Genomic DNA, 25,345 nt, shown 5'->3' with positions numbered 1-25,345 from the left:
AAAGATCATGGATTTTGCCTGCCATGTCGCCTAGCTTGCCGCAAAAGCCGTAGCGACCGGGATTCTGCCACATGCGCCAAGCCGAGACCTTAAATCCACCCGCGAAAGCGCGCCTCGGCAAGCTCGATGCGTTGCGCGGTATCGCCCTCATCGCAATGGCGACATACCACACGGCTTGGGATTTCGAGTTTTTCGGATATTTGGAGCCCGGAACCACCGGGCAAGGCGTCTGGAAACTCTACGCTCGCATCATTGCCTCTACGTTTCTTGCGTTGGTTGGCTTCAGCCTTGTCCTGGCGCATGGCCGGCAGATACGCTGGCGGGCTTTTGGCATCCGCCTTGCTCAAATCATCGTTGCGGCGCTGGCGATCACACTCGTCACCGCGTACATCACGCCTGACAATTTCGTGTTTTTTGGCATTCTGCATCAGATCGCTGCGGCGAGTGTCCTCGGGCTGCTGTTCCTAAGATTACCGGCATTGATCGTTGCTATCGCTGCTGCAGCGGTCATTGCCGCTCCGCACTATCTGATCTCCTCCTTCTTCGATCCGCCAATCTTCTGGTGGCTTGGATTGTCGGAAATACTCATCCGATCAAATGATTATGTGCCGATCTTCCCATGGTTCGGCGCCGTTTTGGCCGGCATGACGGTCGCCAAAATCATGCAGCACTTCAACGCTTTGAAGCTGCTTGCCGGTAATATAGCACCGGCTTGGCTCGACCGATTGCTGCGCTTCATCGGTCAGCACAGCCTCGCGTTTTACCTTATCCATCAACCAATTCTCATCAGCTGCGTATTTCTGATTTCGCAGCTGTTTCCGCCTGCAGTTGCAACACCGCAGGAGGTTTTTGGACAGGCCTGTATTCAGAGCTGCCAAAATGACAACGACAAGGCGTTTTGTCAGAAGTTCTGCGAGTGCGTGATTGGCCAGACCGAGACTCAGGGCATTTTCGACGATGTTTTCGCTGGTCGGCGCGATCAGAGCGATCCGCAAATGCAGGAAATCGCTGGCATTTGTACGCAGCAAAACTTGCCGCAATAGGGCTCAGGTATTGACGCCAAGCTCTGCCAGACGTTCGATACAGGCTTCTTCGACTTGGTCGAGCTCCGTCAAGGTTTCTTCGATATCACGCCGCTTCTGACGCAAATCCGCGCGCTTCTCTTCGACGCGTTTCATCAAGAGATGCAGTTGGCCCATTTCACCCGGCGGTTCGTTATACATCTGGACGATCTCGTGTATTTCCGCAATGGAGAAACCGAGACGCTTGCCGCGCAGGATCTGCTTGAGCAGATGACGATCTGAAGGCCGGAACAGACGGGTCCGGCCGCGACGAACCGGATGGATCAGGCCCTCGTCTTCATAGAATCTCAACGTGCGCGTCGATACTCCAAACTCTCGCGTCAGTTCGGTAATGGAATAATATTCGCGCATGACAGACACTGCTCTACATTCCCACATTGTATCGATTGGATGTTTTGGTCACGCAATTACGTAAAAGTCAATTGCACGATTGTGTCTGGTTGCGAACTTTAGTCCATAGCCAGCAATAAGCTGTTGTTACTTAAAGCCAAACCACCATGTGGCGAGGCCAAGAAACGAGGAAAAACCAACCACATCGGTGACTGTAGTTACAAATACGGCAGATGCGATGGCGGGATCTGCACCAAAACGATGCAGCAATAGCGGAATCAATATTCCGCCTAGCGCCGCTGCAAGCATATTGATAATCATCGCCGCCGCGATGATTCCCCCGAGATTGACATTTGCAAACCACATGCCGGCGACCAGACCGATCATGATCGCAAAGATAACGCCGTTGATAAGGCCCACGAAGGCTTCACGGCGGATAATACGACCAGCGTTGTAAATATCCATGTCCCGCGTCGCCAAGGCTCGCACGGTCACAGTCATCGTCTGGGTACCGGCATTGCCGCCCATGGACGCCACGATCGGCATCAAAACGGCCAAGGCAACCATCTGCTGGATTGTGGCATCGAACAGTCCAATCACTGATGCGGACAAGAAGGCCGTAAAGAGATTTATCACCAGCCAGGGCGTGCGTGACCGGGAAGTCGATAACACGGAGTCGGAGAGTTCTTCGTCACCGACGCCACCAAGGCGCATGATGTCCTCTTCGGCTTCTTCCTGAATGACGTCAACGATGTTTTCAATGGTCAGGACACCAACAAGCCGTTCGTTCTCATCGACCACCGCGGCTGACAAAAGGTCATACTGTTCGAAGATTTGTGCAGCTTCTTCCTGGTCCATCGTAGCGGGGATCGCATGACGTGTCTCATGCATGATCTCCTCGATCTTGGTATCGCGACGTGTGCGCAGGATGCGGTCGAGGTCGATAGCGCCCAACAGCCGGAACATCGGGTCGATAACAAAAATCTGCGAGAACGACTCCGGCAGATCATCATTGTCGCGCATATAGTCGATGGTTTGCCCGACAGTCCAGAACGGCGGAACAGCGACGAACTCCGTCTGCATGCGGCGGCCGGCGGTTTCTTCCGGGTAGCCAAGAGAGCGCCGCAGTCGCACGCGCTCCGTGAAGGGCAGTTGTGCCAGAATTTCGTCACGATCTTCCTGATCGAGATCCTCGAGAATATAGACCGCATCGTCAGAGTCGAGGTCCTGAACGGCCTCGGCGATCTGCTGATTTGGCATCGCATCGACGATTTCAAGACGAACGGCTTCGTCCACTTCGGTGAGTGATGCAAAATCAAACTCATCACCGAGAAGTTCGACAAGCGCCGAACGCTGATCGGAATGCAGCGCTTCCAGCACGTGGCCAAGTTCCGACTGGTGCAGCTTGCCGACATGTGATCGAAGAAACAGAACGTCCCGATCCGCAATAGCGGCACCGACCCGCGCTAGAAAGGACGTCTTGACCGCACCATCCTCACCATAGATGTCGGCATCCTCCTCGTCCGGGGCGGATTCTGGTAGGGTCTCTGTATCATCCATTGTGTCCGCACCCGCCTTCCCGACAAATGTTGTGCATTGTCAGTTAGAGCAAAGGATGTCGAAATGGAACCGGCGACATCCCTTGCTTTCATTTTTTGGCAGTTCAGGCGGCGCTATCTTCCCAACCGCTGATAGCCTTTACTTCAAGGAAGTCTTCGAGGCCCCAATGTCCGCCCTCGCGCCCGATTCCGGACTGTTTATAGCCGCCAAACGGAGCATCGGCAGCGTGAGAAGCACCGTTGATGCGCACCATGCCTGCGCGAAGTTGTTTCGATACGCGCTTGATTCGCTCCCGGTCGCCTGACTGGATATAGGCGGCGAGCCCGTAAGGTGTATCGTTGGCGATCTCGACGGCTTCTTCCTCCGTATCAAACGGAATCATGGCAAGGACAGGACCGAATATTTCTTCTCGGGCGATAGTCATCTCATTGTTGACATCCGCGAACACTGTCGGACGGACATAATAGCCGCGATTAAAGCCCTCAGGACGTCCGGTGCCGCCGGCGACAAGCCGGGCACCTTCCTTGATGCCCTGTTCGATCAAGCCTTGCACCTTGTTGAACTGCATTTCCGAGACCAGCGGCCCCATGTGATCGCCATCCTGCGATGGATCGCCCACTTTGGTCGCCTTCGCGGTTGCGGCGGCGATTTCAGTGGCCTTATCATAGACAGAACGCTCTACAAGCATTCGCGTCGGGGCGTTGCACGACTGGCCGGTGTTGTTGAATACATGCGAGACGCCGCGCTTGATTGCAGCTTCCAGATCCGCATCCGCGAACACAATGTTCGGCGACTTGCCACCAAGTTCGAGCGAAACGCGCTTGACTGTTTCGGCTGCGGCTTTGGTGACGGCAACGCCTGCGCGCGTCGAGCCCGTGAACGACATCATGTCAATGCCGGGGTGTCGCGACATTGCCTCGCCGACCGTTGGACCATCGCCATTGATCAGATTGAAGACGCCCGCAGGAAGGCCCGAGGCATCGATCATTTCGGCAAAGATGACGGAAGAAATTGGAGCAATTTCCGAAGGTTTGAGGATAACGGTGCAACCCGCGGCGATCGCGGGAACAACTTTCAGAACGACCTGGTTCATCGGCCAGTTCCATGGCGTGATCAAGCCGCAGACACCGATCGGCTCGTAGGCGATGCGGACTGTCTTGTTGTGCGTATCAAGCGGACGTTCGAATTCGAAATTCTTCAGTGCCCGGATGAATGCCTTTATATGGCCAGTTCCCGAGGCTGCCTGTTCGTCCAGAGCCATCGTGATCGGTGCCCCCATCTCGGATGATATGGCCGTGGCCATGTCGGCGAGACGCGATTCATAGACGACGAGCAGCCGCTCGAGCCATGCCAGCCGCTCTTCGCGGCTCGTAATGCTCCATGTGGCAAAACCCTTGCGCGCAGCAGAGACAGCCTTGTCGACATCGGCAGCAGAACCAAGCGAAATTACCGCAAAAGCCTGCTCGTCAGCCGGATTGATGACGTCGAGCTCTTTGGCCACCGCTGGAGCTATCCACTTACCGTTAATATAGAAATCGGTCTTGCGAAGCATGGTCAGTCTCCTGCTTGTTACTTTATGGAATGTCCGTTGATTGAGCGCCGGATGATATCCGGCAGGTGTCAGCAGTGTGTGTAGCGGATGTCTTAAGGTCCGGCCAATAGGATTACCGAACAAAGAGGCGAAAATAGCGGCAGCTGGTCACGACAATTTTTGCTTGCGATTGAATTGGCGGGAGAGACACAGAAAATTGCCGAGCATCGCATGACCATACTCCGTCAGCACCGATTCTGGATGAAACTGCACCCCATAGGTTGGATGCCTCACATGGGTCAGGCCCATAACCTCCCCAATGTCGGATTGTGCAGTTACTTTCAAATCGCCGTCATCCTTGATGGATTCGACAATCAGCGAGTGATATCGCCCTGCCCGGAATGGACTGGGCAGACCCTTGAAGACTCCGCTTCCATCGTGATTGATCGCCGAAGAACGGCCGTGCATCGGCTCCTGCGCGCGAACAACCTCGCCGCCAAAGACCTCTCCGATGCACTGATGTCCAAGGCAGATGCCAAGCATGGGGATCTTCCCGCTCAACCCTTCGATGATGTTCATTGACTGGCCGGCCTCATGCGGCCCGCAAGGGCCTGGCGAGAGCACTATCGCTTCCGGCGCCAACCGTTGGACCTCGGCGGCAGAAATCGCGTCATTGCGGACGACCTGGGTTTCGACGCCGAGTTCAGCAAAGTAGCGGGCGACGGTGAAAACGAAGGAGTCGTAATTGTCGATGATCAGGATCATGGCCCGTTCCCCTGATCGAAGACGGCAAAGATGCGAGCCGCCTTGTCGAGCGTTTCCTGATATTCCGCCGCGGGATCTGACAAGGCGGTGATGCCGCCGCCCGCCTGAAATGCCGCTTTTCCGCCTTGAAAAAGCACCGTGCGGATACCTATATTGCCATCGAAATTGCCGTTGAACCCAATGAAGCCGATGGAACCGCAGTAGACGCCGCGTGCTTCACGCTCGATTTCGGTGATGATTTCCATCGCCCGAAGTTTTGGTGCGCCGGTGATCGATCCGCCCGGAAAGGCCGCCCTAATCAAATCCGCCAGGCAATTGCCTTCCGCCAGCCGCCCGGTAACGACAGAAACCAGATGATGGACGCTCGCATAGGTTTCGAGCCCGCAAAGCACGGGTGTCAATACAGAGTGCGGACGACAGACGCGGGAAAGATCGTTGCGCATCAAATCGACGATCATCAGATTTTCCGCGCGATCCTTCTCTGATTTGAGAAGGATATCGGCTAAACGCTTGTCTTCGTTCGGGTCTTGCGATCTGGGCATCGTGCCTTTGATCGGACGTGTCTCGACTTGATCGCCCTTCACCGAAATAAACCGTTCCGGCGAGCTCGAAGCAACGATGATGTCTCCATGATCAAGATAAGCTGCAAAAGTCGCGGCGTTTTGCTTTCGCAACGCCTTGTAGAAGCGCCACGGCGCGAAGTTTTTCGGCAAGTCAGCTATGAAACGCTGGGCGATATTGGCCTGAAAGATGTCGCCGTCGAGGATGTATTCCACGACTTTGGCAACGGCCTGCATATAATCATCGCGCTCAAAGTTGGACCGCCACGAAGCTCTTGGAATCCTCAAATCATGTTGCGGTTCAGGGGCCATCTGCCCCGAATCCCGCTGGATCGCTCCCAGGAATAATTCGGACCGCTCGATGCGTCGCGCTACCCGCGCCGCCTCGCTCTCTTCCGGCAACCCGGAAGATATCAGCCAGACCCGTCTGGATTGATGATCAAAGGCCAGCACAACATCGTAGAAATACCAGGTCGCATCCGGCATTGAACCTTGGATAGGAGCATCCGGCTGCGGCAGACGCTCCAGCAGGCGGCCGAACTCGTAGGAAAAATAGCCGATAGCCCCGCCTTGGAATGGCGGCAGTTCCGGCTGGTCGTCCAGACGATAAACATCCAGATAATACGAGAGAGCCTCCAAGGGCCGCATGTCGATCGCGACGCCGTTCCAACCTGCAACGCCGTTTTGCACCATCAGTTTGCCAAAAGGATCCGCCGCCACATAGGAATAACGGCCGAGATTCTCGTGACGCATGGCGCTGTCAAGAAAGCTTAGCCCCCCGAGCGGCCGCAATCGCTCGGCCGCATCGACGGGCTCCAGCCATGGAATCTCACGAACGTGCAAGCGCCAACCTCCCTTTCAGCCGCTGAGATTATCCGCTCTTGCGGGTTGATAGAAGGATACTTGTCTCGGTCGAGGTGATTCCGTCAATATGACGGATATCGCGCAGCGTGCGGTCAAAAGCTTCCAATGTCTCCACCTCGATCTCAGCGACGATGTCCCAACGCCCGTTCGTCGTGTGCATGGCGCGGATTTCCGGAAAGCCCTGCAGCCGCCGGATAACTTTTTCTGCGCCCTGTCCGGCAACTTCGATCATGGCAATTGCCCGCACACCGTATATGCCGGCTCCAGCTTTCAACGTGACTGTGAAGCCCTGTATCGTTCCATCCGTGGTCAGCTTGTCGATACGCGTTCTTACCGTTGCGCGAGAAATGCCGAGAATTGTCGCCATGGAAGAAACCGGCAAACGGCAATCATCCCGCAGCAAAGACAGCAATTTACGGTCTACATCATCCATTGTCTTTCAATCTGATAAATCCAATTGGGCAAAGTGCGCATATATATGCGCATTTCTATCAGGATGCTGTCTTTTTGTCACCGCCTCGAAGTGCCAGTATCGCGGTGAAACATGATATTATTTTTCCATATCCTGGACCATTCAAACGCGAAAGTGGCGGTTGTTGATGAACATGCAAGGCAATTTCGAAGACGCTCACAAGCAGAAGCTTACCATCATCGGTGCGCCGATCGAGGAAGGTGCGGGCCGGCTCGGCGCACTGATGGGGCCCGCAGCCCTGCGCACGGCCGGCCTGGTCCGCACGCTCGAAGAGCTTGGTCACCCGGTGGAGGATCGCGGCGATCTGCGCTTGCCGAAGGTATTGCCAATTGTTCCGCCGGTCGCGGGCCTTGCGCATCATATCGAGAAAATTGCCGCCTGGTCGCGCATGCTAAGCGCTGAGACGTATGAGGCGATGAAGCACGGCAGCTTCCCGGTCATTCTTGGCGGCGACCATAGCCTGTCCATGGGCTCGGTCAGCGGCGTTGCCCGCTATTGCGAGGAACACAACCGTGAATTGTTCGTGCTCTGGCTGGACGCTCATTCCGATTTCAACACACCATCGACCTCGCCATCCGGAAACATGCATGGCATGTCGGCGGCGCTCCTGTGCCGTGAACCCGGCCTGGAAGGTGTCATGGGCGATGAGCCCCACGGATTCGTCAAGCCGGAAAACCTCCACCTCTTTGGTATTCGCTCCATCGACTCGACCGAGCGCGTACTTTTGCGCGAACGGGGCATTGATGTCATCGACATGCGCAAGATCGATGAGTTTGGCATCGCGAAATTGATGCGTGGCATCATCGAGCGGGTGCAAAGGGCCAATGGCATTCTGCATGTGAGCTTCGACGTCGATTTTATCGATCCCTCGCTTGCACCTGGCGTCGGAACCACCGTTCCAGGCGGCGCGACCTATCGCGAAGCACATCTCGTGATGGAAATGCTGCACGATTCCGGCGTGGTCGGTTCGCTCGACGTGGTCGAACTCAACCCATTTCTGGATGAGCGCGGCAAGAGCGCCTTGCTGCTCGTTGATCTTGTCGCGAGTATTTTCGGTCGGCGGATTTTCGACAAACCCAATCTTTCAGACCAGAGCGCAGCCGCTCTGAACGCATGAATTCGGCAATAGGAGGATAATTTGCTGCACACAGCCGCTGACCTGATCTCAACAGAATCCCGCCTTGGGGCGCACAACTACAAGCCGCTTGACGTGGTACTGGAGCGCGGCGAAGGCGTGTATGTCTGGGATATCGACGGCAATCGTTATCTGGATTGCCTGTCCGCCTATTCGGCCGTCAATCAGGGCCACTGTCACCCGAAAATTCTGAAAGCAATGACCGAGCAGGCTGGCAAGCTGACGCTGACCTCCCGCGCTTTCCGCAATGACCAGCTGGCTTTATTCTATGAGGAACTCGCGGCGCTTACCGGCTCGCACAAGATCCTGCCGATGAACAGCGGCGCCGAAGCGGTTGAGACCGCGATCAAGGCTGTGCGCAAATGGGGCTACGAGGTTAAGGGCGTGCCGGAAAACGCTGCCGAGATTATCGTGTGTTCGAACAATTTCCATGGCCGTACGATGGGCATCGTCGGTTTCAGCACCGATCCTACGGCACGCGAAAATTTCGGTCCGTTTGCTCCAGGCTTCAAGATCGTTCCGTTCGGCGATATCGATGCCTTTGCCAAGGCACTGACGCCCAACACAGTCGGTTTTCTGGTAGAACCGATTCAGGGTGAAGCCGGCGTGATCATTCCGCCCAAGGGCTATTTCAGCAAAGTGCGCGAGCTGTGCACCGAAAACAACGTTACGCTCATTCTGGACGAGATCCAGACCGGCCTCGGCCGTACCGGTGCGCTGTTGGCGGAAGAGCATGAGGGCATCGAGGCTGATGTGACGCTCATCGGCAAGGCGCTTTCCGGCGGCTTCTATCCAGTGTCGGCAGTGCTTTCCAACAGCGACGTTCTTGGCGTGCTCAAGCCGGGGCAGCATGGCAGCACCTTCGGCGGCAACCCACTGGCCTGCGCTATTGCACGTGCGGCGCTACGTGTGCTCACCGAAGAAAACATGATCGAAAACTCCCGCATCGAAGGCGAATATTTCCTTCAGCAGCTGAAGGGTATACGCAGCAATATCGTGCGGGACGTACGCGGACGCGGGCTGATGCTGGCGGTGGAGCTGCATCCGGAGGCCGGCGGTGCCAACCGGTTCTGCAACGAGTTGAAAGAACGCGGCATTCTCGCCAAGGACACCCATGGCGACACGATCCGCATCGCTCCGCCGCTGGTGATCAAGCGCGACCAGATCGACTGGGCTCTGGAGCAGTTCGAGACGGTCCTGACAAGCATGAACTGAGTTGAAGGGCTGGCCGGGTCAATCCCGGCCAGTCTCACATCCGTACACGTTCAGCCTTTGGATCGTACATCGGCTTTAAAGAAGCCTCGGCCTTCACCCGCACCCCGGCGATCTCGATCTCGTAATTTGAAGCCAGAATCTGTTCCGGATTTTCTTCCTTGCTCGGAACGTAACCCAGGCCGATAGCGCCGCCGAGATGGTGGCCATAATTGCCCGAGGTGATTGTTCCCACAATCTCTCCATCACGGACAATGGCCTCATTGTGGAAAAGCAGTGGCTCTGGATCACTTAGACGAAACTGCACGAGCCTGCGATCGAGCCCGGCTGCCTTCTTTCTCAGCACGGCATCGCGGCCAATGAAATCACCCTTATCGACTTTCACTGCAAACCCAAGCCCTGCCTCCAGCACATGATCCTCGTCGGTGATGTCGTGGCCGAAGTGGCGGAACGCCTTTTCAATGCGGCACGAATCCAGCGTGTGCAGACCGCAAAGCTTGAGGCTCAGCTCTTGTCCCGCCTCCTCGATGGCCTCGAATACATGCGCCGTCTGATCCGTGGAGACATACAGCTCCCAACCGAGTTCGCCGACATAGGTCACGCGGTGCGCGCGTGCGAGGCCCATACCGATCTCGATCTCGCGCGCGGTCCCGAACGGATTGGCTTCGTTCGAGAAATCATTTGGACTGATCTTCTGGATCAGTTCGCGAGATTTGGGTCCCATCAGACACAGCACCGATTCCGCCGGGGTTACATCGGTAATCACCACGAATTCGTCCTTGAGGTGCTTGCGCATCCAGGCCTGGTCACGCTGCAGGGTCGCACCGGGGACAACGACAAAGAAAGTTGTTTCCGACAGGCGTGTAATCGTCAGGTCGCTTTCGATCCCCCCGCGATTATTGAGCATCTGGGTGTAAACGATGCGGCCAGGCTCGACGTCGAGCTGGTTAGCGCAAAGCTTCTGCAGGAACAGCAAAGCATCACGGCCCTCGACGCGGATCTTGCCGAACGAAGTCATGTCGAACAGGCCGACTCCATTGCGCACGGCAAGATGCTCTTCGCGCTGATTGTCGAACCAGTTCTGCCGTTTCCAGGAATAGCGGTATTCGCGCTCCTGACCGTCCTTGGCAAACCAGTTTGCGCGCTCCCATCCGGCGACTTCACCGAAGACCGCGCCACGCTGCTTAAGATGTTCATGAATGGGTGAGCGGCGGATATTTCGGGATGTCGCCATCTGCCGGTAGGGGAAATGATCGGCATAGAGCAGGCCCAGTGTCTCAGAGACACGTTCCTTCAGATAACGCCTGTTCTTCTGGAATGGCTGCGCGCGGCGGATATCCACCTCCCACAGGTCGAACGGCGCCTCGCCATCATGAATCCATTGAGCGAGTGCCATCCCCGCACCGCCGGACGAGACAATACCGATCGAATTATAGCCCGCAGCGACCCAATAGCCGCCAAGTTCCGGCGCTTCTCCGAGATAATAGCGGTCATCGGGGGTGAAGCTTTCCGGACCGTTGAAGAATGTGTGGATCCCGGCTGTACCGAGCATAGGCATGCGGTTGACGCCCATTTCAAGGATCGGCTCGAAATGCTCGAAATCCTCCTGGAGCTGGTCGAAACAGAAATCTTCGGAAATGCCGTTCATGCCCCAAGGCTTGGCGACCGGCTCAAAGGCGCCCAGCATCATCTTGCCGGCATCCTCCTTGTAATAGGCGCATTCATCCGGAACGCGCAGCACGGGCAAGCGCCCAAGCCCCTCGATGGCCTCGGTAACAAGATAGAAATGCTCGCAGGCATGCAGCGGCACGGTGACACCCGATGTTCCCGCCAGATCGCGTGCCCACATGCCGGCGCAGTTGATCACCACGTCGGTCTCGATCGTGCCCTGTTCTTCGCCTTGCACCCAGGTCACGCCGGTTACGCGGCCGTGCTTTTTGAGAACGCCGGTGACTTTGACGTTTTCGACAATTTTGGCGCCGCGCTGGCGTGCGCCCTTGGCAAGAGCCATGGCGATATTGGCCGGGTCGCACTGTCCGTCGAGCGGCAGATGCACCGCGCCCACCACATCTTCAATGTTAAGATGCGGATACATCTCCTTGACTTCATTTGGAGATATTTCACGAACATCGACATCGAAGGCACGCGCCAGCGAAGCCTGCCGGTAAATCTCGTGCTTGCGTTCCTCGGTCAGAGCCACGGTGATCGAGCCCACCTGGCGCATACCGGTGGAGACCCCGGTTTCCGCCTCCAGCTTGACATAGAGGTCGGCGGAATATTTCGCCAGCCGTGTCATGTTCTGCGAGGCGCGCAGCTGGCCGATGAGCCCTGCAGCGTGCCACGTGGTGCCGGAGGTCAACTGCTTGCGCTCCAGCAGAACGACATCGGTCCAGCCGAGCTTGGCGAGATGATAGGCAACAGAACAGCCGGAAATGCCGCCGCCGATGATGACGGCGCGCGCTTTGGTGGGTAGCGAACTCATGCGCGTATTCTTTCGTTCTTGGGATCCCAAAGCGGCTGGTCAGGATGGACGGTCGCTTTGTAGCGCTCGCCGAAGATTTCCACCTCGACTTCCGTCCCGGGTTCGGTGAGTTCGGTCTTCAGCATGCCAAGCGCGATCGATTTGTCGATCCGGTGCCCCCAGCCCCCGGAAGTAGTTTCACCAACAATAGCGCCATTGTGCCAAAGCGTGGACATATAAGGCGCGTCACAGTCTCCGGCATCCACAGTCAGCGTGACGAAGCGTTTCTTCACGCCCTGCTGCTTTTCACGTTCCAGAGCGGCCTTGCCGATGAATTCCGGCTTTTCCCACTTGATGAAACGTTCAAGTCCGCTTTGCAGCGGAGTGTAGTCAGTGGAAAGGTCGCCTTTCCAGGCGCGATAGCCCTTTTCGAGGCGCAGGGAATCCAGTGCGAACATGCCGAAGGGCTTGATCCCGTATTTCTGTCCTGCTTCCCATATCGCATCGAAGATCGCGGCGGTGTCGGCAACTTTCGTATGCACCTCCCAGCCAAGCTCACCGGCAAAGGAAACGCGCACCAACTGGCAATACCGCCCGGCGATCTGAGTCGTCTGGTGCGAAAGCCAGGTTTTCTCGAGATCCGCATCGCAGATATCCCGGAACAGATCACGGGCCTTCGGCCCGGTAACGATCTGGCAAGAGAAAGCTTCCGTGACGTTGGCGATGCTGATTGAACGGCCGTTCGGCAAATGATTGAGCAGCCAGTCGCGATCATGCCATTCGGCAACACCGGCGGTGATCAGGAAGAACACATTCTCATCGATCGCCATAATGGACATTTCGGTGACGACCCGGCCCTTGTCGTCGGAGAAATAGCCAAGGCCGATCCGTCCAGGCTTCGGCACGATACCGGTGACCAGCGTCGACAGCCATTCGCGAGCGCCCTCGCCGCTGACTTTGAAGCGCGAGAAACCGGGCAGATCGAGAATGCCAACAGCGTCGCGCACGGCATGGCACTCTTCGCGGATACGCTGCTGCCACGGACCATCACGAAGGAACGTTTGCATTGATTCCTCCGAAACATCGTCGCCCGGCTGCGCATACCAGTTTGCGCGTTCCCAGCCATTATAGGCACCGAACTGCGCACCCAGCCTGGCAATCCGATCATGGATAGGTGAAACCTTCTTGTTGCGGCCCGCCGGCCACGTATGGCGCGGAAAATGAATGGCATATTCGTGCCCGTACACCTCCACACCCTTGGCAACGCAATATTCAGTATCGGTAAAGGCGGTGAAACGGCGCGGATCGCACGACCACATATCCCATTCCGTCGCGCCTTCCGTGACCCATTCGGCCAGAACCTTGCCTGCTCCGCCAGCCTGCGCGATGCCGAAGGTGAAGACACAGGCTTCGAATGCATTGGGTACGCCGGGCATCGGACCGATCAGCGGATTGCCATCCGGCGCGTAGGGGATTGGACCATTGATCACCTTCGACAGGCCCGCGGTACCGAGAATTGGTACACGGGCAATGGCATCATTGAGGTACCAGTCGAGGCGCTCAAGATCATCGGGGAACAGCTGAAACGAGAAATCATCCGGCATTGGATCATCGGCAGTCGCCCAATGCGCACGGCAATTGCGTTCATATGGCCCGAGATTCATGCCGTTCTTTTCCTGCCGCAGGTAATAGGACGAATCGACGTCGCGCAGCAACGGCAGCTTGTGGCCGTTTTCGCGAGACCAGGCAGCGATTTCGGGGATTTCGTCGAACAGCAGATATTGATGGCTCATCACCATCATCGGCACGTCGCGGCCAAACAGCTTGCCGATCTCCTGCGCCCGATAACCCGCCGCATTGACCACATACTCGCAGCGGATGTCACCCTGAGGTGTGGAGATCACCCACTCATCGTTCTCGCGGCGCGCCCCGGTGACCGGACAGAAGCGGATGATCTTCGCTCCCATGTCGCGGGCACCCTTGGCCAGAGCCTGCGTCAGCTGTGCAGGGTCGATATCGCCATCATTGGGATCGTAGAGGGCGCCCTCAAGCTCATGCGTTGCAATGAACGGATAGCGGCCGTTGATTTCGTCAACGCCCAGCACGTCGATATCCATGCCCTGGTATCGCCCCATGCTCTTCACGCGCTGGAATTCGCGCATCCGCTCCTTGGTATGCGCAAGGCGCAGCGATCCGGTGACGTGATAATTCATCGGGTAGTCGACCTCGGCGGCCAGACCACGATAGAGCTCGGCCGAGTAGCGTTGCATGTTCATCACCGACCAGGAGGCCGAAAATGTCGGCACATTGCCCGCTGCATGCCAGGTTGAACCCGATGTCAGCTCGTTCTTTTCAAGCAGCACGCAATCGGTCCAGCCTGCCTTGGCAAGATGGTAAAGCGAGGAGACGCCGACCGCTCCGCCACCGATAATGACGACGCGCGCCGAAGTTGGAAAATCAGACATACAAAGTCTCCCGTGGTCTCATGCTGTAATGAGGACCGGCCCGATTTCATCGAGGTACCACTGGATGTACCGCAATTCGTTATACTCCATCGGCGCAATCGGCCCCGGCACAAAGTAGTGCGAGCGAACCCCGCGCGCCGTGTGTTCGATGATCGTCTTGTCTTCCGCAGTCGTCACCTTCCACAGCCAGGTCAGCTTTTCGAGGTCGTAATCCTTGCCCTCTTCCGCATCGCCGCGCACCAGCCAGATCAATTCCATCTCGCAGCTATCGACGGTCTTTGGAATGAAGCGGTAGATCATGCCGTGGTCCGGATAGCAGACGAGGAAACTCGTGCCGCCCAGGTGAATGGAGGTGACGCCGCCATCGAACTCCGAAAACCGCCCCATCAAGGGCCCGACCGGCGAACCATCCTCGCTGCCACTGGAGACGCCATCATACAGTGCATAGCGGAATGTGTGGATTGCCTCCTGGCCCTGTGCGGAATTCTGCCAGTTATCGCCGGTGGCAATATCAATACCAAGAGCGCAGGTGCGCTGCTCCATGCGCGCATTGAGCTCGACAATCTTTTCAGCTGGCTGTTCCAGCGCGTGCGTCTGCGAATATTCCGGGTGCGCCGGGCCGCAATGGTAGCATTCCACGTAGTTTTCGACAGCCAGCTTCCAATTGGAATCGACGGGATAGGTTTCCCGGTGTGCGACTTTGGCGTCCGCCCAGCCATATTGACCGCAGGTGGTGCGAAGCGACTGCTCAATGATGGAGAAATCCAGCGGTTCGTCGGCAAAGCAGATGAAGATCAGTCCTTCCGCCACGCGTACATGCAGCTTCTTCAAACCGTGGGCGCTGCGATCGAAATCCTTCGGCATCAGTCGCGCCGCGCGCAGACTGCCATCATTGCTGTATGTCCAGGCATGATAGGGACAAACGAAGAAGCGTGCATTACCCTTCTGCTTGGTGCAGACTTCGGCACCGCGATGGCGGCAAACATTCAAAAAGGCATGGATCGACCCGTCTTCGGTGCGTGAAACAATCACCGCCTCGCTGTCGATCTTGAAAAGCTCGAAATCTCCGGCATTGGGGACGATGCTCGCATGACCGATGCAGTGCCAATGCCGCCGGAACACCCGCTCCATGTCGCGGGCATAGACATCCGGATCCATGTAGAAAGCACGAACCAGCCCGTGGCCCGGCCGGTGTTCGGCGATCAATTTATCGATCTTGTCCAGAGCCGGTGCAATTTCTGCAAATACCTGTTCTGCACCCATGTCATTCTCCGAAGAAGATTGTTTCAGGACGCTTATTTTCTGTGAGACGCGTCGCAGATTAGAATGATTCCGCATTGCGTGCCGTTCAAGCGATCGTTACTCATAAAGGCATGAATTATATTCACGCATCTTTTTTCGAGGTTCCGAAGCCATGATGTCGAAGCCCCGCATTCCGCCGCTTGGCTCCCTTCGGGCATTCGAAGCATCCGCCCGATTGTTGAGTTTCCGGCTTGCTGGAGAGGAACTTGGCGTGACCCAGTCCGCCATCAGCCACCGCATCGCCGAGCTTGAAGCCATCCTCGGCGTCAAGCTGTTCGAACGCCTGCCACGTGGCGTGTCGCTGACGGACGCCGGCACACTTTACTATCCTTACATGCGAGATGCGTTCGAAAAGATCGCGCGCGGTACGGCGCTGATCAATCGGATCGGCACCACCGACGATTTAGCGCTCGAAACCTATGCGACCTTCGCCATCCGCTGGCTGATCCCGCGACTGACGGACTTTCGCAAGGTCAATCCCAATCTCGCCATCCGCATCGGCACCAGCCAGCTCGATTGGGAACTGAATATCGACAGTTCCGATATCGGCATCATCCATACCACTCGGCCGGAGCGGATGAACCTGCACTACCGCCTGCTGGTCAAGGCGGAAATGCGACCCGTGTGCAGTCCGCAAGTGGCCGGGCGGATCGAAGGCGACGCGGGGGCTCAGGCTCTGGCCAAAGTGCCACGCCTCGCGCTTTATACCTCCCCTGAAGATTGGGGCACGTGGCTTGAGGCGGCAGGCATCGCCGATACGGCGCAGGCGGTAACGTTGAAGTTCGACACCTATCTTGCCGCCCTGCAATCGGCTCTGGACGGTCAAGGCCTCGCCGTCGCACCGGATTTTCTCGTGGCTGATGACATCAAGGCTGGGCGGCTCGTCGCTCCGTTCCCGCTGAAAGTTCCGCAGCCCGGCGCCTGGTACATGATCTGCCGCAAGGAGCGCGTCGGCGAAACCCGCATCCGCCAATTCGAGCGCTGGCTCATTGAGCAGTTCGGCGGAACTACTTCCGCTTGATGCCTATCGACCGGCCAACACGCGCAGGCATGGGAAGCCTTGAATGCGCTTGCTTGTACAACTCGAGCATAGGCAGAACATCATCGGGAAACGGCACGACCCTGGGGCCGCTCATATCGACGTGAAGTGACAGAACCTCGGCCGTAGCCGCAACCCACCCATCCTTGTGCACGATTTCGTTGTAGGTGTGGAGGCGTTTGGCATCGAAATCGATCAACTGACTGGTGACGGTAACGATATGGTCGAGATGAATTTCCTGCACGTAGCAGATGTGCACTTCTGCGGTATAGATCGTCAGTTTGCGCTCGGCAGCATATCTCGGCCCAAAGCCAAGTTCTGCAAGGAACTCGTCGCCACCCCGGTCAAACACAACGTTGTAATAGGCCATGTTTAGATGGCCGTTATAGTCGATCCATTCCTTTTCCATGGCAATCGGCGCGGAACGATGCAGTTCACCTTGTGAAGTTTCGGCTGACATTCTGGGCTCCTGTCTGGAATGGCGCGGCTATTTGATCGCAGGTTGAAACATGAAGTTGAATAGTGCTGCTTTGTCAAAAGCGACTCTCAGTGAACACTCCGGAAAGCACTGGGCGGTTTACCCTCGAAACTTCGGAAGGTCCGGGTGAACGCCGCTGCCGACGAAAAGCCCGTGCGCGCCGCGATATCGGCAAGCGGGGATCTCGTATCGGTGATCAGCCGCCGCGCTACCTTCAACCGCAGGCGCAGATAGTAGCGCCCCGGCCCCTCGCCGACAGCTTTCGCGAATATCTTTTCCAGACTTCGGGCGCTCAGGCCACATCTCTTGGCAATCGCGCCAATGGTCAACGGCGTATCAATATGGCTTTCCATCAAGCGGATGGCCCCCGCCAGTTTCGGGTGCACATCATCGAGCCGTCCGAGCGAAACAAGTGGCTGCGCATCGTTCGAAGCATGTGCTTCGTCATAGATGAACACGCTCGCAACATCGAGAGCCACCGACATGCCATAGCGTGACCGGATCAAATGGAGCATCAGATCGAAGGTCGGCGAAGCGCCGCCGCTGGTGAAGACGGGTCCATCGATGACATATCGATCCGGACGAATGTCGGCGTCCGGAAACTCCGCCGTGAACTCCTCCATGTCTTCCCAATGGGTGGTCGCCTTGCGCCCCGATAGCAGTCCCGCACGGCCAAGCAGCCAGGAACCTGCCTCGATACCGCCAATCATCTGGTAATTGTGAACGGCGCGGCGCAGATTGGCAGTAAAAGTAGTGCGGGCGATATCGGACGTGCCAAAACCGCCTACAACCAATAGCATATCACCTTTTTCTGATGTATCAAATGAGCCAGAAACCGCAATTGGCAAGCCACAGGTCGTCATTGTCGGTTCGCCATCGAGCGAGACGATCCGCCATTTGAAGAGATTGCTACCCGAGACGCGATTCGCTGCGCGCATCGGGTCGATTGTCGAGGCCACACACATGAGCGATGCGCCGCTAAAGACGAGAACAGTCACGTCCAGCGTCTTTGTGTTCGGCAAAAAGAGTGGCGATGTTTCGTTATTCATCAATTTCATTTCGTATATTGCAAAGCATGGCTTGGCAATCGGGGCATGATCAGGATAACCAAAATAATGGGAGCACTGCCATGGGACTTACCCCCAACCGCGAAGTATTCATCACTTGCGCCGTGACCGGTGCGGGCGATACCACAGGCCGTTCCGACAAAGTACCGGTCACCCCGCGCCAGATTGCCGATGAATGCATTGCTGCCGCCAATGCCGGCGCCGCCATCGCGCATATTCACGTTCGTGATCCGAAAACGGGCAAGGGTTCGCGCGACATCACGCTCTATACGGAAGTCGTCGAGCACATCAAGGCATCCGGCGTCGACATGGTCCTGAACCTCACCGCCGGCATGGGCGGTGACCTTACTCTCGGCAGCGTCGAGCAGCCGATGCCGCCCTCGCCCAATGGCACTGACATGGCGGGCGCAACCGAACGGCTGGAGCACGTGGCCAAACTTCGCCCGGAAATCTGCACGCTCGACTGCGGCACGATGAATTTCGGTGAAGGCGATTACGTCATGACCAACACGCCGGCCATGCTGAAAGCAATGGCGGCGCAGATCCAGGCTTTAGGCGTGCGTCCGGAAGTCGAAATCTTCGACACGGGGCATCTGCTTCTTGCCAAGTGGCTCCACGACCAGAAACTGCTGGATGATCCGGTCATGGTTCAGCTCTGCATGGGCATTCCATGGGGTGCACCGGACGACATCGGCACACTGCTGGCGCTTACCAATAATCTCCCATCCAACTGGACGTTCTCGGCTTTCTCCATCGGCCGCAACCAGATGCCCTATGCAGCAATGGCCATGCTGGCAGGCGGTAATATCCGTGTTGGTCTTGAAGACAATATCTGGCTCGACAAGGGCGTGCTTGCCACCAACGGCCCGTTGGTTGAGCGGGCGGTGAAAGTCGCCGAAGGCATGGGCGCCCGCATTCTCGGACCCCAGGAGGTCCGTGAGCGCATGAAATTGACAAAGGGCTGGTGAGAAAAATGACAGGTATTCGCAGGGCTGCCGCTGTCGGTGGCGGTGTTATCGGTGCGGGCTGGGTAGCCCGCCTCATTCTCAACGGCATCGACGTATCGATTTTCGATCCTGACCCCGAAGCAGAGCGCAAGGTTAGCGAGGTGATGAAGAATTCTCGCCGCGCCTACAAGACCATGCTGCCGGATGGATTGCCAAAAGAAGGCAAGCTGACCTTCGCCAAGACTATTCAAGAAGCAGTTACCGGCGCCGACTTCATTCAGGAAAGCGTGCCGGAAAGGCTCGACCTGAAACACAAGGTCCTGGCCGAAATCGACAAGCACGCCGCAGTTGACGCGATCGTTGGCTCGTCCACATCCGGGATCCTCCCATCGGATATGCAGACCTCGATGAAGCATCCGGAGCGGCTGGTCGTCGGCCACCCCTATAACCCTGTTTATCTCTTGCCGCTGGTTGAAATCGTCGGCGGTAAACTGACATCGCCGGAAGCCGTGGAAAAAGCCCGGGAACTTTACGCCTCCATCGGCATGAAACCAGTCGTGATCCGCAAGGAAATCGAGGCCTTTGTTGGCGACCGGCTACTGGAAGCCGTCTGGCGCGAAGCACTGTGGCTGATCAAGGACGACATCACCACGGTCGAGGAGCTCGACGATATCATGCGTTATTCGTTCGGCATTCGCTGGGCGCAGATGGGCATGTTCCAGGTTTATCGCGTGGCGGGCGGCGAAGCTGGCATGCGCCACTTCATTGCCCAGTTCGGCCCGTGCCTGTCATGGCCCTGGACCAAGCTGATGGACGTTCCGGAACTTGACGAGGAACTGGTCGACAAGATCGCAAACCAGTCAGACGAACAGGCACATGGCCTGTCCATTCGTGAACTCGAGCGCATCCGCGATGACAATCTGGTTGCCATCATGGAGGCCCTCTCCCGCCAGAACAAGGGTAAGGGCTGGGGCGCTGGCGCCCTCTACAAGGACTACACCAAACGGCTGTCGAAGCTGGCACAAAAGCCAGCCACATCCAAAGCAGCTGAGAAGGCAAAAACCAGCAAGCCCAAGAAAAAGAAGGGGTAACGCTATGGAATTCGGTCTTTCGGAGGAGCAAATGCTGATCGTCGAGACGACCCGGGCCTTTGTTGAGAACGAACTCTACCCGCACGAAGCGGAAGTCGAGCGCACGGGAATCTTGCGCAAGGAACTTGCCGAGGAACTGAAGCATAAGGCCATGGAGGCTGGGCTTTATGCGGCAAACATGCCGGAATCCGTAGGCGGGGCCGGCCTCGATACGGTGACCTGGCTGCTCTATGAAAAAGAGCTGGGCCGCGCCAATTATGCGCTGCACTGGACCTGTGTCGGTCGTCCGTCGAACATCCTGCTTGCGGGTACTGATGCGCAGAAGGAAAAGTACCTTTATCCCTGCATCCGCGGTGAAAAATCAGACTGCCTGGCCATGACGGAACCGGGTGCCGGTTCCGACCTGCGCGGCATGAAGGCGACAGCCATCGAAAAGGGTGGCGACTGGGTCGTCAATGGGACGAAACACTTTATCAGCCACGCGCTTGAAGCGGATTTCGTCATCCTCTTCGTCGCCTCCGGCGAGGAAGACACGCCGCGCGGCAAAAAGAAGAAAATCACTGCCTTCTTTGTCGATAAAGGTCATCCCGGCATGACCATTCGCGAGGGCTATCGGAACGTCTCGCATCGCGGTTACACCAATGCCATCATCGAGTTCGACGATTGCCGTCTGCCGCAGGATGCGATACTTGGCGAAGTGCACAAGGGTTTCGAGGTCGCGAATACCTGGCTCGGAGCAACGCGCCTGCAGGTGGCAGCGACTTGCCTTGGCCGTGCCGAACGGGCGCTCGGCCATGCCATTGAATATGCGGCGCAACGCCAGCAGTTCGGTCAGCAGATCGGTAAATTCCAAGGCGTATCGTTCAAACTGGCGGATATGGCGACAGAATTGAAAGCTGCGGACCTGCTTACTTTCGAGGCGGGCTGGAAATTCGATCAGGGCACAGTGACCGACCAGGATATGGCGATGGCCAAGCTCAAGGCCACCGAGATGCTGGCTTTCGTGGCCGACGAGGCGATCCAGATTCACGGCGGCATGGGATTGATGGACGATCTGCCGCTTGAGCGTATCTGGCGCGACGCGCGCGTAGAGCGCATTTGGGAAGGTACATCCGAAATCCAGCGGCACATTATTTCCCGTGCCCTGCTCCGCCCGCATGGCGCATAACGGAGCATTCGATGGCATCGCATAAGCTCGATCGTCTGTTACGACCGAAAACCATAGCTGTCTTCGGGGGCCTTCAAGCCACCGAAGTTATCAAGCAATCCCAGAAAATGGGTTTTGCCGGCGAAATCTGGCCGGTGCATCCCAAGCATGATGAAATCCTCGGCCTCAAGGTATATCGCTCCGTTGCTGATCTGCCGGGCAGCCCCGATGCGGCCTTTGTCGGCGTCAACCGCTTTCTGACGCTCAGTATTGTCCGGGAATTGCGCGAAGCCGGTGCAGGCGTTGCCGTGTGTTACGCTTCCGGCTTTTTGGAGGCGGGTGCCGATGATGAGGATGGAGCAAGGCTCCAGGGAGAACTGGTTGAAGCAGCTGGCGATATGCCCATCATCGGCCCGAATTGCTACGGGCTGATCAACTATTGCGATGGCGCCCTGCTCTGGCCGGACCAGCATGGAGGGCGCCGGCTTCGCCCGGATGAGCGCGGCGTCGCCATCATCACCCAATCTTCCAACATCGCCATCAACATGACAATGCAGACACGCGGTCTGCCCATCGCCCATGTGATGACCGCAGGCAACCAGGCGCAGACCGGCCTGCCGGACATGGCCATCGCGCTGCTGGAGGACGAGCGTGTGACCGCATTGGGTCTCCACATCGAGGCTTTTCAATCGGCCGCTAAGTTCGAGGCGTTAGCCAAACGCGCCCGCGAACTCGGCAAGCCTATTGTTGCGATGAAGGTCGGCCGTTCCGCACAGGCGCGGGCGGCGACCATTTCGCATACGGCATCGCTGGCGGGATCGGATGCCGCATCCGGCGCATTTCTTAAGCGGCTCGGAATCGCGCGCGTCAACTCGATCGCCTCTTTTCTCGAAACGTTGAAACTGCTGCACGTACATGGCCCGCTTGACGGCAACACACTGTGTTCCATGAGTTGTTCAGGCGGCGAAGCTTCCGTCATGGCGGATAGCGCCGAAGGCCGGGATGTTGTCTTCCCTCCTCTGACTCCCGAGCATCGCGCCCGCGTAAAGTCCACGCTTGGCCCGCTCGTCGCCGTCGCCAATCCGCTCGATTACCACACCTTCATCTGGAACAACGAGCCGGCGCTGACCGAGACTTTTACTGCCATGGTGTCGGGCGAATTCTCGCTCAGCTGTCTCGTCCTCGATTTTCCCCGCAAGGACCGTTGCTCGGACGTGGACTGGTGGTCCACCGTCCGTGGCTTTGAAACCGCGTTGAAAACCAACAAGGCCAAAGGGGCCATAGTAGCGTCGATACCGGAGAATATCCCGGAAGAATATATGGCCGGCCTAATGGAAAAAGGCATCGCTCCGCTCTGCGGCATCACCGAAGCCTTCGACGCGGCAGAAGCGGCGGCCTTCATCGGCAAGGCGTGGAAAAAGCCGCTTGCTGCTTCAATGGCTATGTCCGCCAATGAAATCCCGGGCGATATGAACACACCAGACGAAGCTGAGGCCAAGGCCATTCTCAAAAAGGCTGGTCTGCCCGTAGCCGATGGGCGTTGCTGCACATCCTCCGATGAAGCAGTCGCGATTGCCGACCACCTTGGCTATCCGGTGGCGCTCAAGGCACTGGGTATCGCCCACAAATCGGAGCGCAACGCCGTCCGTCTCAATTTGCGCGATGCCGATGCGGTCAGATCCGCAGCCAATGATCTCGCGGGTCTTGGTTCCGGTCTGTATGTCGAGCGGATGGTGACGGGAGCGGTTGCCGAGCTTATCGTCGGCATTACTGACGATCCGCAGTTCGGCCCGGTCATGACGCTTGGTACAGGCGGCGTCTTGGTGGAATTGTTGCAGGATACGGTGACGATGCTCCTGCCCTCGAGCCGCGAGGACACTGGGGCCGCGCTGCGTGCGCTACGCATGTTTCCGCTGCTCAATGGCTATCGCGGCAAGCCACAAGCAGATCTTGAAGCGGCGCTGGACGCTATCATGGGAATCGCTGCTTTCGCCATGAACAATGCGGGCCGCATCACCGAACTTGATATCAACCCCCTGCTGGTGTGCGGCACGGGACACGGCGTTTGGATCGCCGATGCGCTGATGGTGACGAAGGGAGAGCTGAAGTGAACGATGTAGTCCGGACGCGCCGCGAAGGCGGCATTCTCGAAGTCACGCTAGACCGGCCAAAGGCCAATGCCATCGACCTCATGACAAGCCGGCTCCTTGGAGAGACATTCCAGAAATTCCGCGACGATCCGGAGTTGCGTGTCGCGATCGTACAGACCGAGGGCGACAAGTTCTTCTGCGCAGGCTGGGACCTGAAGGCCGCCGCCGGCGGCGACGCGGTTGATGGAGACTATGGCGTCGGCGGCTTCGGCGGCTTGCAGGAACTGCTCGATCTCAACAAGCCGGTAATTGCGGCGGTCAATGGCATGGCAGTTGGCGGCGGATTCGAGCTCGCCCTCTCCTGCGACCTGATCTACGCCTCCGATCATTCCAGTTTTGCCTTACCGGAAATTCGCGCTGGAACGCTCGCCGACGCGGCAACCGTCAAGCTGCCAAAGCGCATCCCCTATCATGTGGCGATGGACCTGCTTCTCACTGGACGCTGGATGGACGTTGCAGAGGCGCATCGCTGGGGTCTGGTCAATGAGGTCCTGCCCAAGGATAAATTGATGGAGCGCGTCTGGGAGATCGCACGCATGCTGGAAAGCGGCCCGCCGCTGGTCTTCGCCGCCATCAAGGAAGTCGCGCGTGAGGCTGAAAGCATGGGTTTCCAGGAAGCGATGAACTGGATTACGAAACGCAAATTCCGTACAGTCGACACGCTCTACGCATCCGAAGATGGGCAGGAAGGCTTCAAGGCCTTCGCCGAAAAGCGAGAACCCGTGTGGAAGGGAAAATGACGACTGACTATTCCACCCTTATCGACGCGGAGACCTGGGCGTTCATAGAACGGACGAACAGCTTCTATCCGTCCGATGCAGTCGATCTTTCGGTGGAGCAGCAGCGCGAGGTCTACAACACCATGTGCCGGGCATTCTTCGCCGGCTACCCGGAATCGGTGGCATCGGCGGATCGTTTCATCGATGCAAGGGACCGCAAGATACCGATACGCATCTACGAAAAGCGCGACAGCGATCCTGAAGCTATCTGCCTTTATTTTCACGGCGGAGGCTTTGTTGTTGGCGGGCTCGACAGCCATGATGATGTCTGTGCCGAAATCTGCGAAGCCACCGGATTTCGCGTCATCTCGGTAGACTACAGGCTCGCGCCGGAACATTTGCACCCTTCCGCCTTCAGGGATTGCCTTGCTACTTTTGAGTACGTGGATTCGACCTTTGGATTGCCCATCGTCTTGTGTGGCGATAGCGCCGGCGGCAATCTGGTGGCCGCAGTCTCCCATCACGTGCGCCGTCACGAACGTGCGCCAATCGGTCAGGTTCTCATCTATCCGGGGCTCGGTGGAGCAACTGATCAAGGCTCCTATCTCACCCATGCCGACGCGCCTATGCTGACGACGCGCGATGCGCTTTACTATGCCAAAGTCCGTGGCGGCGGTTTCAACTGGTCAACCGACCCACGTTTTGCACCCCTCAATGACACTGATTTCAGCGGATTGCCGGACACGATCATCATCTCCGCCGAATGCGACCCATTGTCGGATGATGGACGCCACTATCGCGACAAGATCCTTGCAGCAGGCGGTAAGGCGATCTGGAACAACGAGCCCGGTCTCGTACACGCGTATCTACGCTCGCGCCACAGCGTGGAACGCGCCCGCTCAAGCTTCCGGCGGATTGTTACCGCCGTGCACCTGCTCGGTCAGGGCCGCTGGCCGGGCCAGCTCTAA

General features: G+C 57.5%; 21 protein-coding genes. 10 read left to right on the top strand and 11 right to left on the bottom strand.

Translation table 11 applies throughout. From position 1 onward, the window contains the following. Nucleotides 1-71: 71 nt before the first annotated feature. Complete coding sequence (locus CU103_RS16575) at nucleotides 72-1,043, top strand: heparan-alpha-glucosaminide N-acetyltransferase (RefSeq protein ID WP_106665141.1); 972 nt, start codon at nucleotides 72-74, stop codon at nucleotides 1,041-1,043. 3 nt (nucleotides 1,044-1,046) lie between these two features. Here CU103_RS16575 and CU103_RS16570 read toward each other — a convergent pair whose 3' ends face one another. The 6 genes from CU103_RS16570 to CU103_RS16545 form a co-directional block, all read right to left on the bottom strand. Continuing rightward, nucleotides 1,047-1,433 carry a MerR family transcriptional regulator gene (locus CU103_RS16570; protein ID WP_099998926.1) on the bottom strand — a complete coding sequence of 129 codons (387 nt, stop codon included), beginning with the start codon at nucleotides 1,431-1,433 and terminating at the stop codon, nucleotides 1,047-1,049. 126 nt (nucleotides 1,434-1,559) lie between these two features. Next, complete coding sequence (mgtE, locus tag CU103_RS16565; protein WP_106665140.1) at nucleotides 1,560-2,972, bottom strand: magnesium transporter; 1,413 nt, start codon at nucleotides 2,970-2,972, stop codon at nucleotides 1,560-1,562. 103 nt (nucleotides 2,973-3,075) lie between these two features. Further along, nucleotides 3,076-4,524, bottom strand: coding sequence for an aldehyde dehydrogenase family protein (locus CU103_RS16560; protein WP_106665139.1), 1,449 nt, complete (start codon nucleotides 4,522-4,524; stop codon nucleotides 3,076-3,078). 147 nt (nucleotides 4,525-4,671) lie between these two features. Continuing rightward, nucleotides 4,672-5,268 carry an anthranilate synthase component II gene (locus tag CU103_RS16555; protein ID WP_106665138.1) on the bottom strand — a complete coding sequence of 199 codons (597 nt, stop codon included), beginning with the start codon at nucleotides 5,266-5,268 and terminating at the stop codon, nucleotides 4,672-4,674. Further along, nucleotides 5,265-6,671: an aminodeoxychorismate synthase component I gene (pabB, locus tag CU103_RS16550; protein WP_106665137.1), complete on the bottom strand. Its 1,407-nt coding sequence runs from the start codon at nucleotides 6,669-6,671 to the stop codon at nucleotides 5,265-5,267. The genes CU103_RS16555 and pabB overlap by 4 nt, the downstream gene beginning before the upstream one ends. 28 nt (nucleotides 6,672-6,699) lie before the next feature. Then, nucleotides 6,700-7,125 (bottom strand): Lrp/AsnC family transcriptional regulator, encoded by a 426-nt coding sequence (locus CU103_RS16545; protein ID WP_106665136.1) that lies wholly within the window; start codon nucleotides 7,123-7,125, stop codon nucleotides 6,700-6,702. 166 nt (nucleotides 7,126-7,291) lie between these two features. On the opposite strand from CU103_RS16545, the gene rocF reads away from it, so the two are divergent. Together rocF and rocD are read left to right on the top strand one after the other, a co-directional pair. Further along, nucleotides 7,292-8,281 (top strand): arginase, encoded by a 990-nt coding sequence (gene rocF / locus CU103_RS16540; RefSeq protein ID WP_106665135.1) that lies wholly within the window; start codon nucleotides 7,292-7,294, stop codon nucleotides 8,279-8,281. A 24-nt stretch (nucleotides 8,282-8,305) separates the two neighbouring features. Further along, complete coding sequence (gene rocD, locus CU103_RS16535) at nucleotides 8,306-9,514, top strand: ornithine--oxo-acid transaminase (protein WP_106665260.1); 1,209 nt, start codon at nucleotides 8,306-8,308, stop codon at nucleotides 9,512-9,514. Nucleotides 9,515-9,548: 34 nt separating this feature from the next. On the opposite strand, the gene CU103_RS16530 is transcribed toward rocD, so the two are convergent. From CU103_RS16530 to CU103_RS16520, 3 genes are read right to left on the bottom strand one after another with little or no spacing between them, the layout of a single operon-like run. Then, nucleotides 9,549-11,993: a GcvT family protein gene (locus CU103_RS16530; RefSeq protein ID WP_106665134.1), complete on the bottom strand. Its 2,445-nt coding sequence runs from the start codon at nucleotides 11,991-11,993 to the stop codon at nucleotides 9,549-9,551. Further along, complete coding sequence (locus CU103_RS16525; protein WP_106665133.1) at nucleotides 11,990-14,437, bottom strand: GcvT family protein; 2,448 nt, start codon at nucleotides 14,435-14,437, stop codon at nucleotides 11,990-11,992. The genes CU103_RS16530 and CU103_RS16525 overlap by 4 nt, the downstream gene beginning before the upstream one ends. Before the next feature lie 18 nt (nucleotides 14,438-14,455). Further along, complete coding sequence (locus CU103_RS16520) at nucleotides 14,456-15,700, bottom strand: aromatic ring-hydroxylating oxygenase subunit alpha (RefSeq protein ID WP_106665132.1); 1,245 nt, start codon at nucleotides 15,698-15,700, stop codon at nucleotides 14,456-14,458. A 151-nt stretch (nucleotides 15,701-15,851) separates the two neighbouring features. Here CU103_RS16520 and CU103_RS16515 point away from each other — a divergent pair, with 151 nt between their 5' ends. Further along, entirely contained in the window at nucleotides 15,852-16,760 is a 909-nt protein-coding gene (locus CU103_RS16515) for a LysR substrate-binding domain-containing protein (RefSeq protein ID WP_106665131.1), read from the top strand. Here CU103_RS16515 and CU103_RS16510 read toward each other — a convergent pair. Beyond that, nucleotides 16,747-17,238, bottom strand: coding sequence for a thioesterase family protein (locus CU103_RS16510; RefSeq protein WP_106665130.1), 492 nt, complete (start codon nucleotides 17,236-17,238; stop codon nucleotides 16,747-16,749). The two genes, CU103_RS16515 and CU103_RS16510, sit on opposite strands and share 14 nt — an antisense overlap. Nucleotides 17,239-17,324: 86 nt before the next feature. Beyond that, entirely contained in the window at nucleotides 17,325-18,305 is a 981-nt protein-coding gene (locus CU103_RS16505; RefSeq protein WP_106665259.1) for a GlxA family transcriptional regulator, read from the bottom strand. Between the two features lie 80 nt (nucleotides 18,306-18,385). Between CU103_RS16505 and CU103_RS16500 the strand changes: the two genes are divergently transcribed. Genes CU103_RS16500 through CU103_RS16475 form a run of 6 tightly spaced genes read left to right on the top strand, consistent with a single transcriptional unit; the run spans nucleotide 18,386 to nucleotide 25,345 of the window. Beyond that, on the top strand, nucleotides 18,386-19,291 hold the full coding sequence (locus CU103_RS16500) for a beta-keto acid cleavage family enzyme (RefSeq protein WP_106665129.1): 906 nt from the start codon (nucleotides 18,386-18,388) through the stop codon (nucleotides 19,289-19,291). A 5-nt stretch (nucleotides 19,292-19,296) separates the two neighbouring features. Further along, on the top strand, nucleotides 19,297-20,361 hold the full coding sequence (locus CU103_RS16495) for a carnitine 3-dehydrogenase (RefSeq protein WP_106665128.1): 1,065 nt from the start codon (nucleotides 19,297-19,299) through the stop codon (nucleotides 20,359-20,361). Nucleotides 20,362-20,365: 4 nt separating this feature from the next. Beyond that, on the top strand, nucleotides 20,366-21,529 hold the full coding sequence (locus CU103_RS16490; RefSeq protein ID WP_106665127.1) for an acyl-CoA dehydrogenase family protein: 1,164 nt from the start codon (nucleotides 20,366-20,368) through the stop codon (nucleotides 21,527-21,529). An 11-nt stretch (nucleotides 21,530-21,540) separates the two neighbouring features. After that, the gene (locus tag CU103_RS16485; protein ID WP_106665126.1) at nucleotides 21,541-23,619 is read left to right on the top strand and encodes an acetate--CoA ligase family protein; all 2,079 of its coding nucleotides are present in this window, start codon (nucleotides 21,541-21,543) and stop codon (nucleotides 23,617-23,619) included. Beyond that, nucleotides 23,616-24,398 carry a carnitinyl-CoA dehydratase gene (locus tag CU103_RS16480; protein ID WP_106665125.1) on the top strand — a complete coding sequence of 261 codons (783 nt, stop codon included), beginning with the start codon at nucleotides 23,616-23,618 and terminating at the stop codon, nucleotides 24,396-24,398. Before CU103_RS16485 ends, CU103_RS16480 begins: the two co-directional genes overlap by 4 nt. After that, nucleotides 24,395-25,345 carry an alpha/beta hydrolase gene (locus CU103_RS16475; protein ID WP_106665124.1) on the top strand — a complete coding sequence of 317 codons (951 nt, stop codon included), beginning with the start codon at nucleotides 24,395-24,397 and terminating at the stop codon, nucleotides 25,343-25,345. Before CU103_RS16480 ends, CU103_RS16475 begins: the two co-directional genes overlap by 4 nt.

The sequence above is a fragment of the Phyllobacterium sophorae genome, from assembly GCF_003010965.1.
Taxonomy (GTDB): Bacteria; Pseudomonadota; Alphaproteobacteria; order Rhizobiales; family Rhizobiaceae; genus Phyllobacterium; species Phyllobacterium sophorae.
Note: the sequence above shows the minus strand (reverse complement) of the source record. Positions and strands in the feature narration are given on the sequence as shown.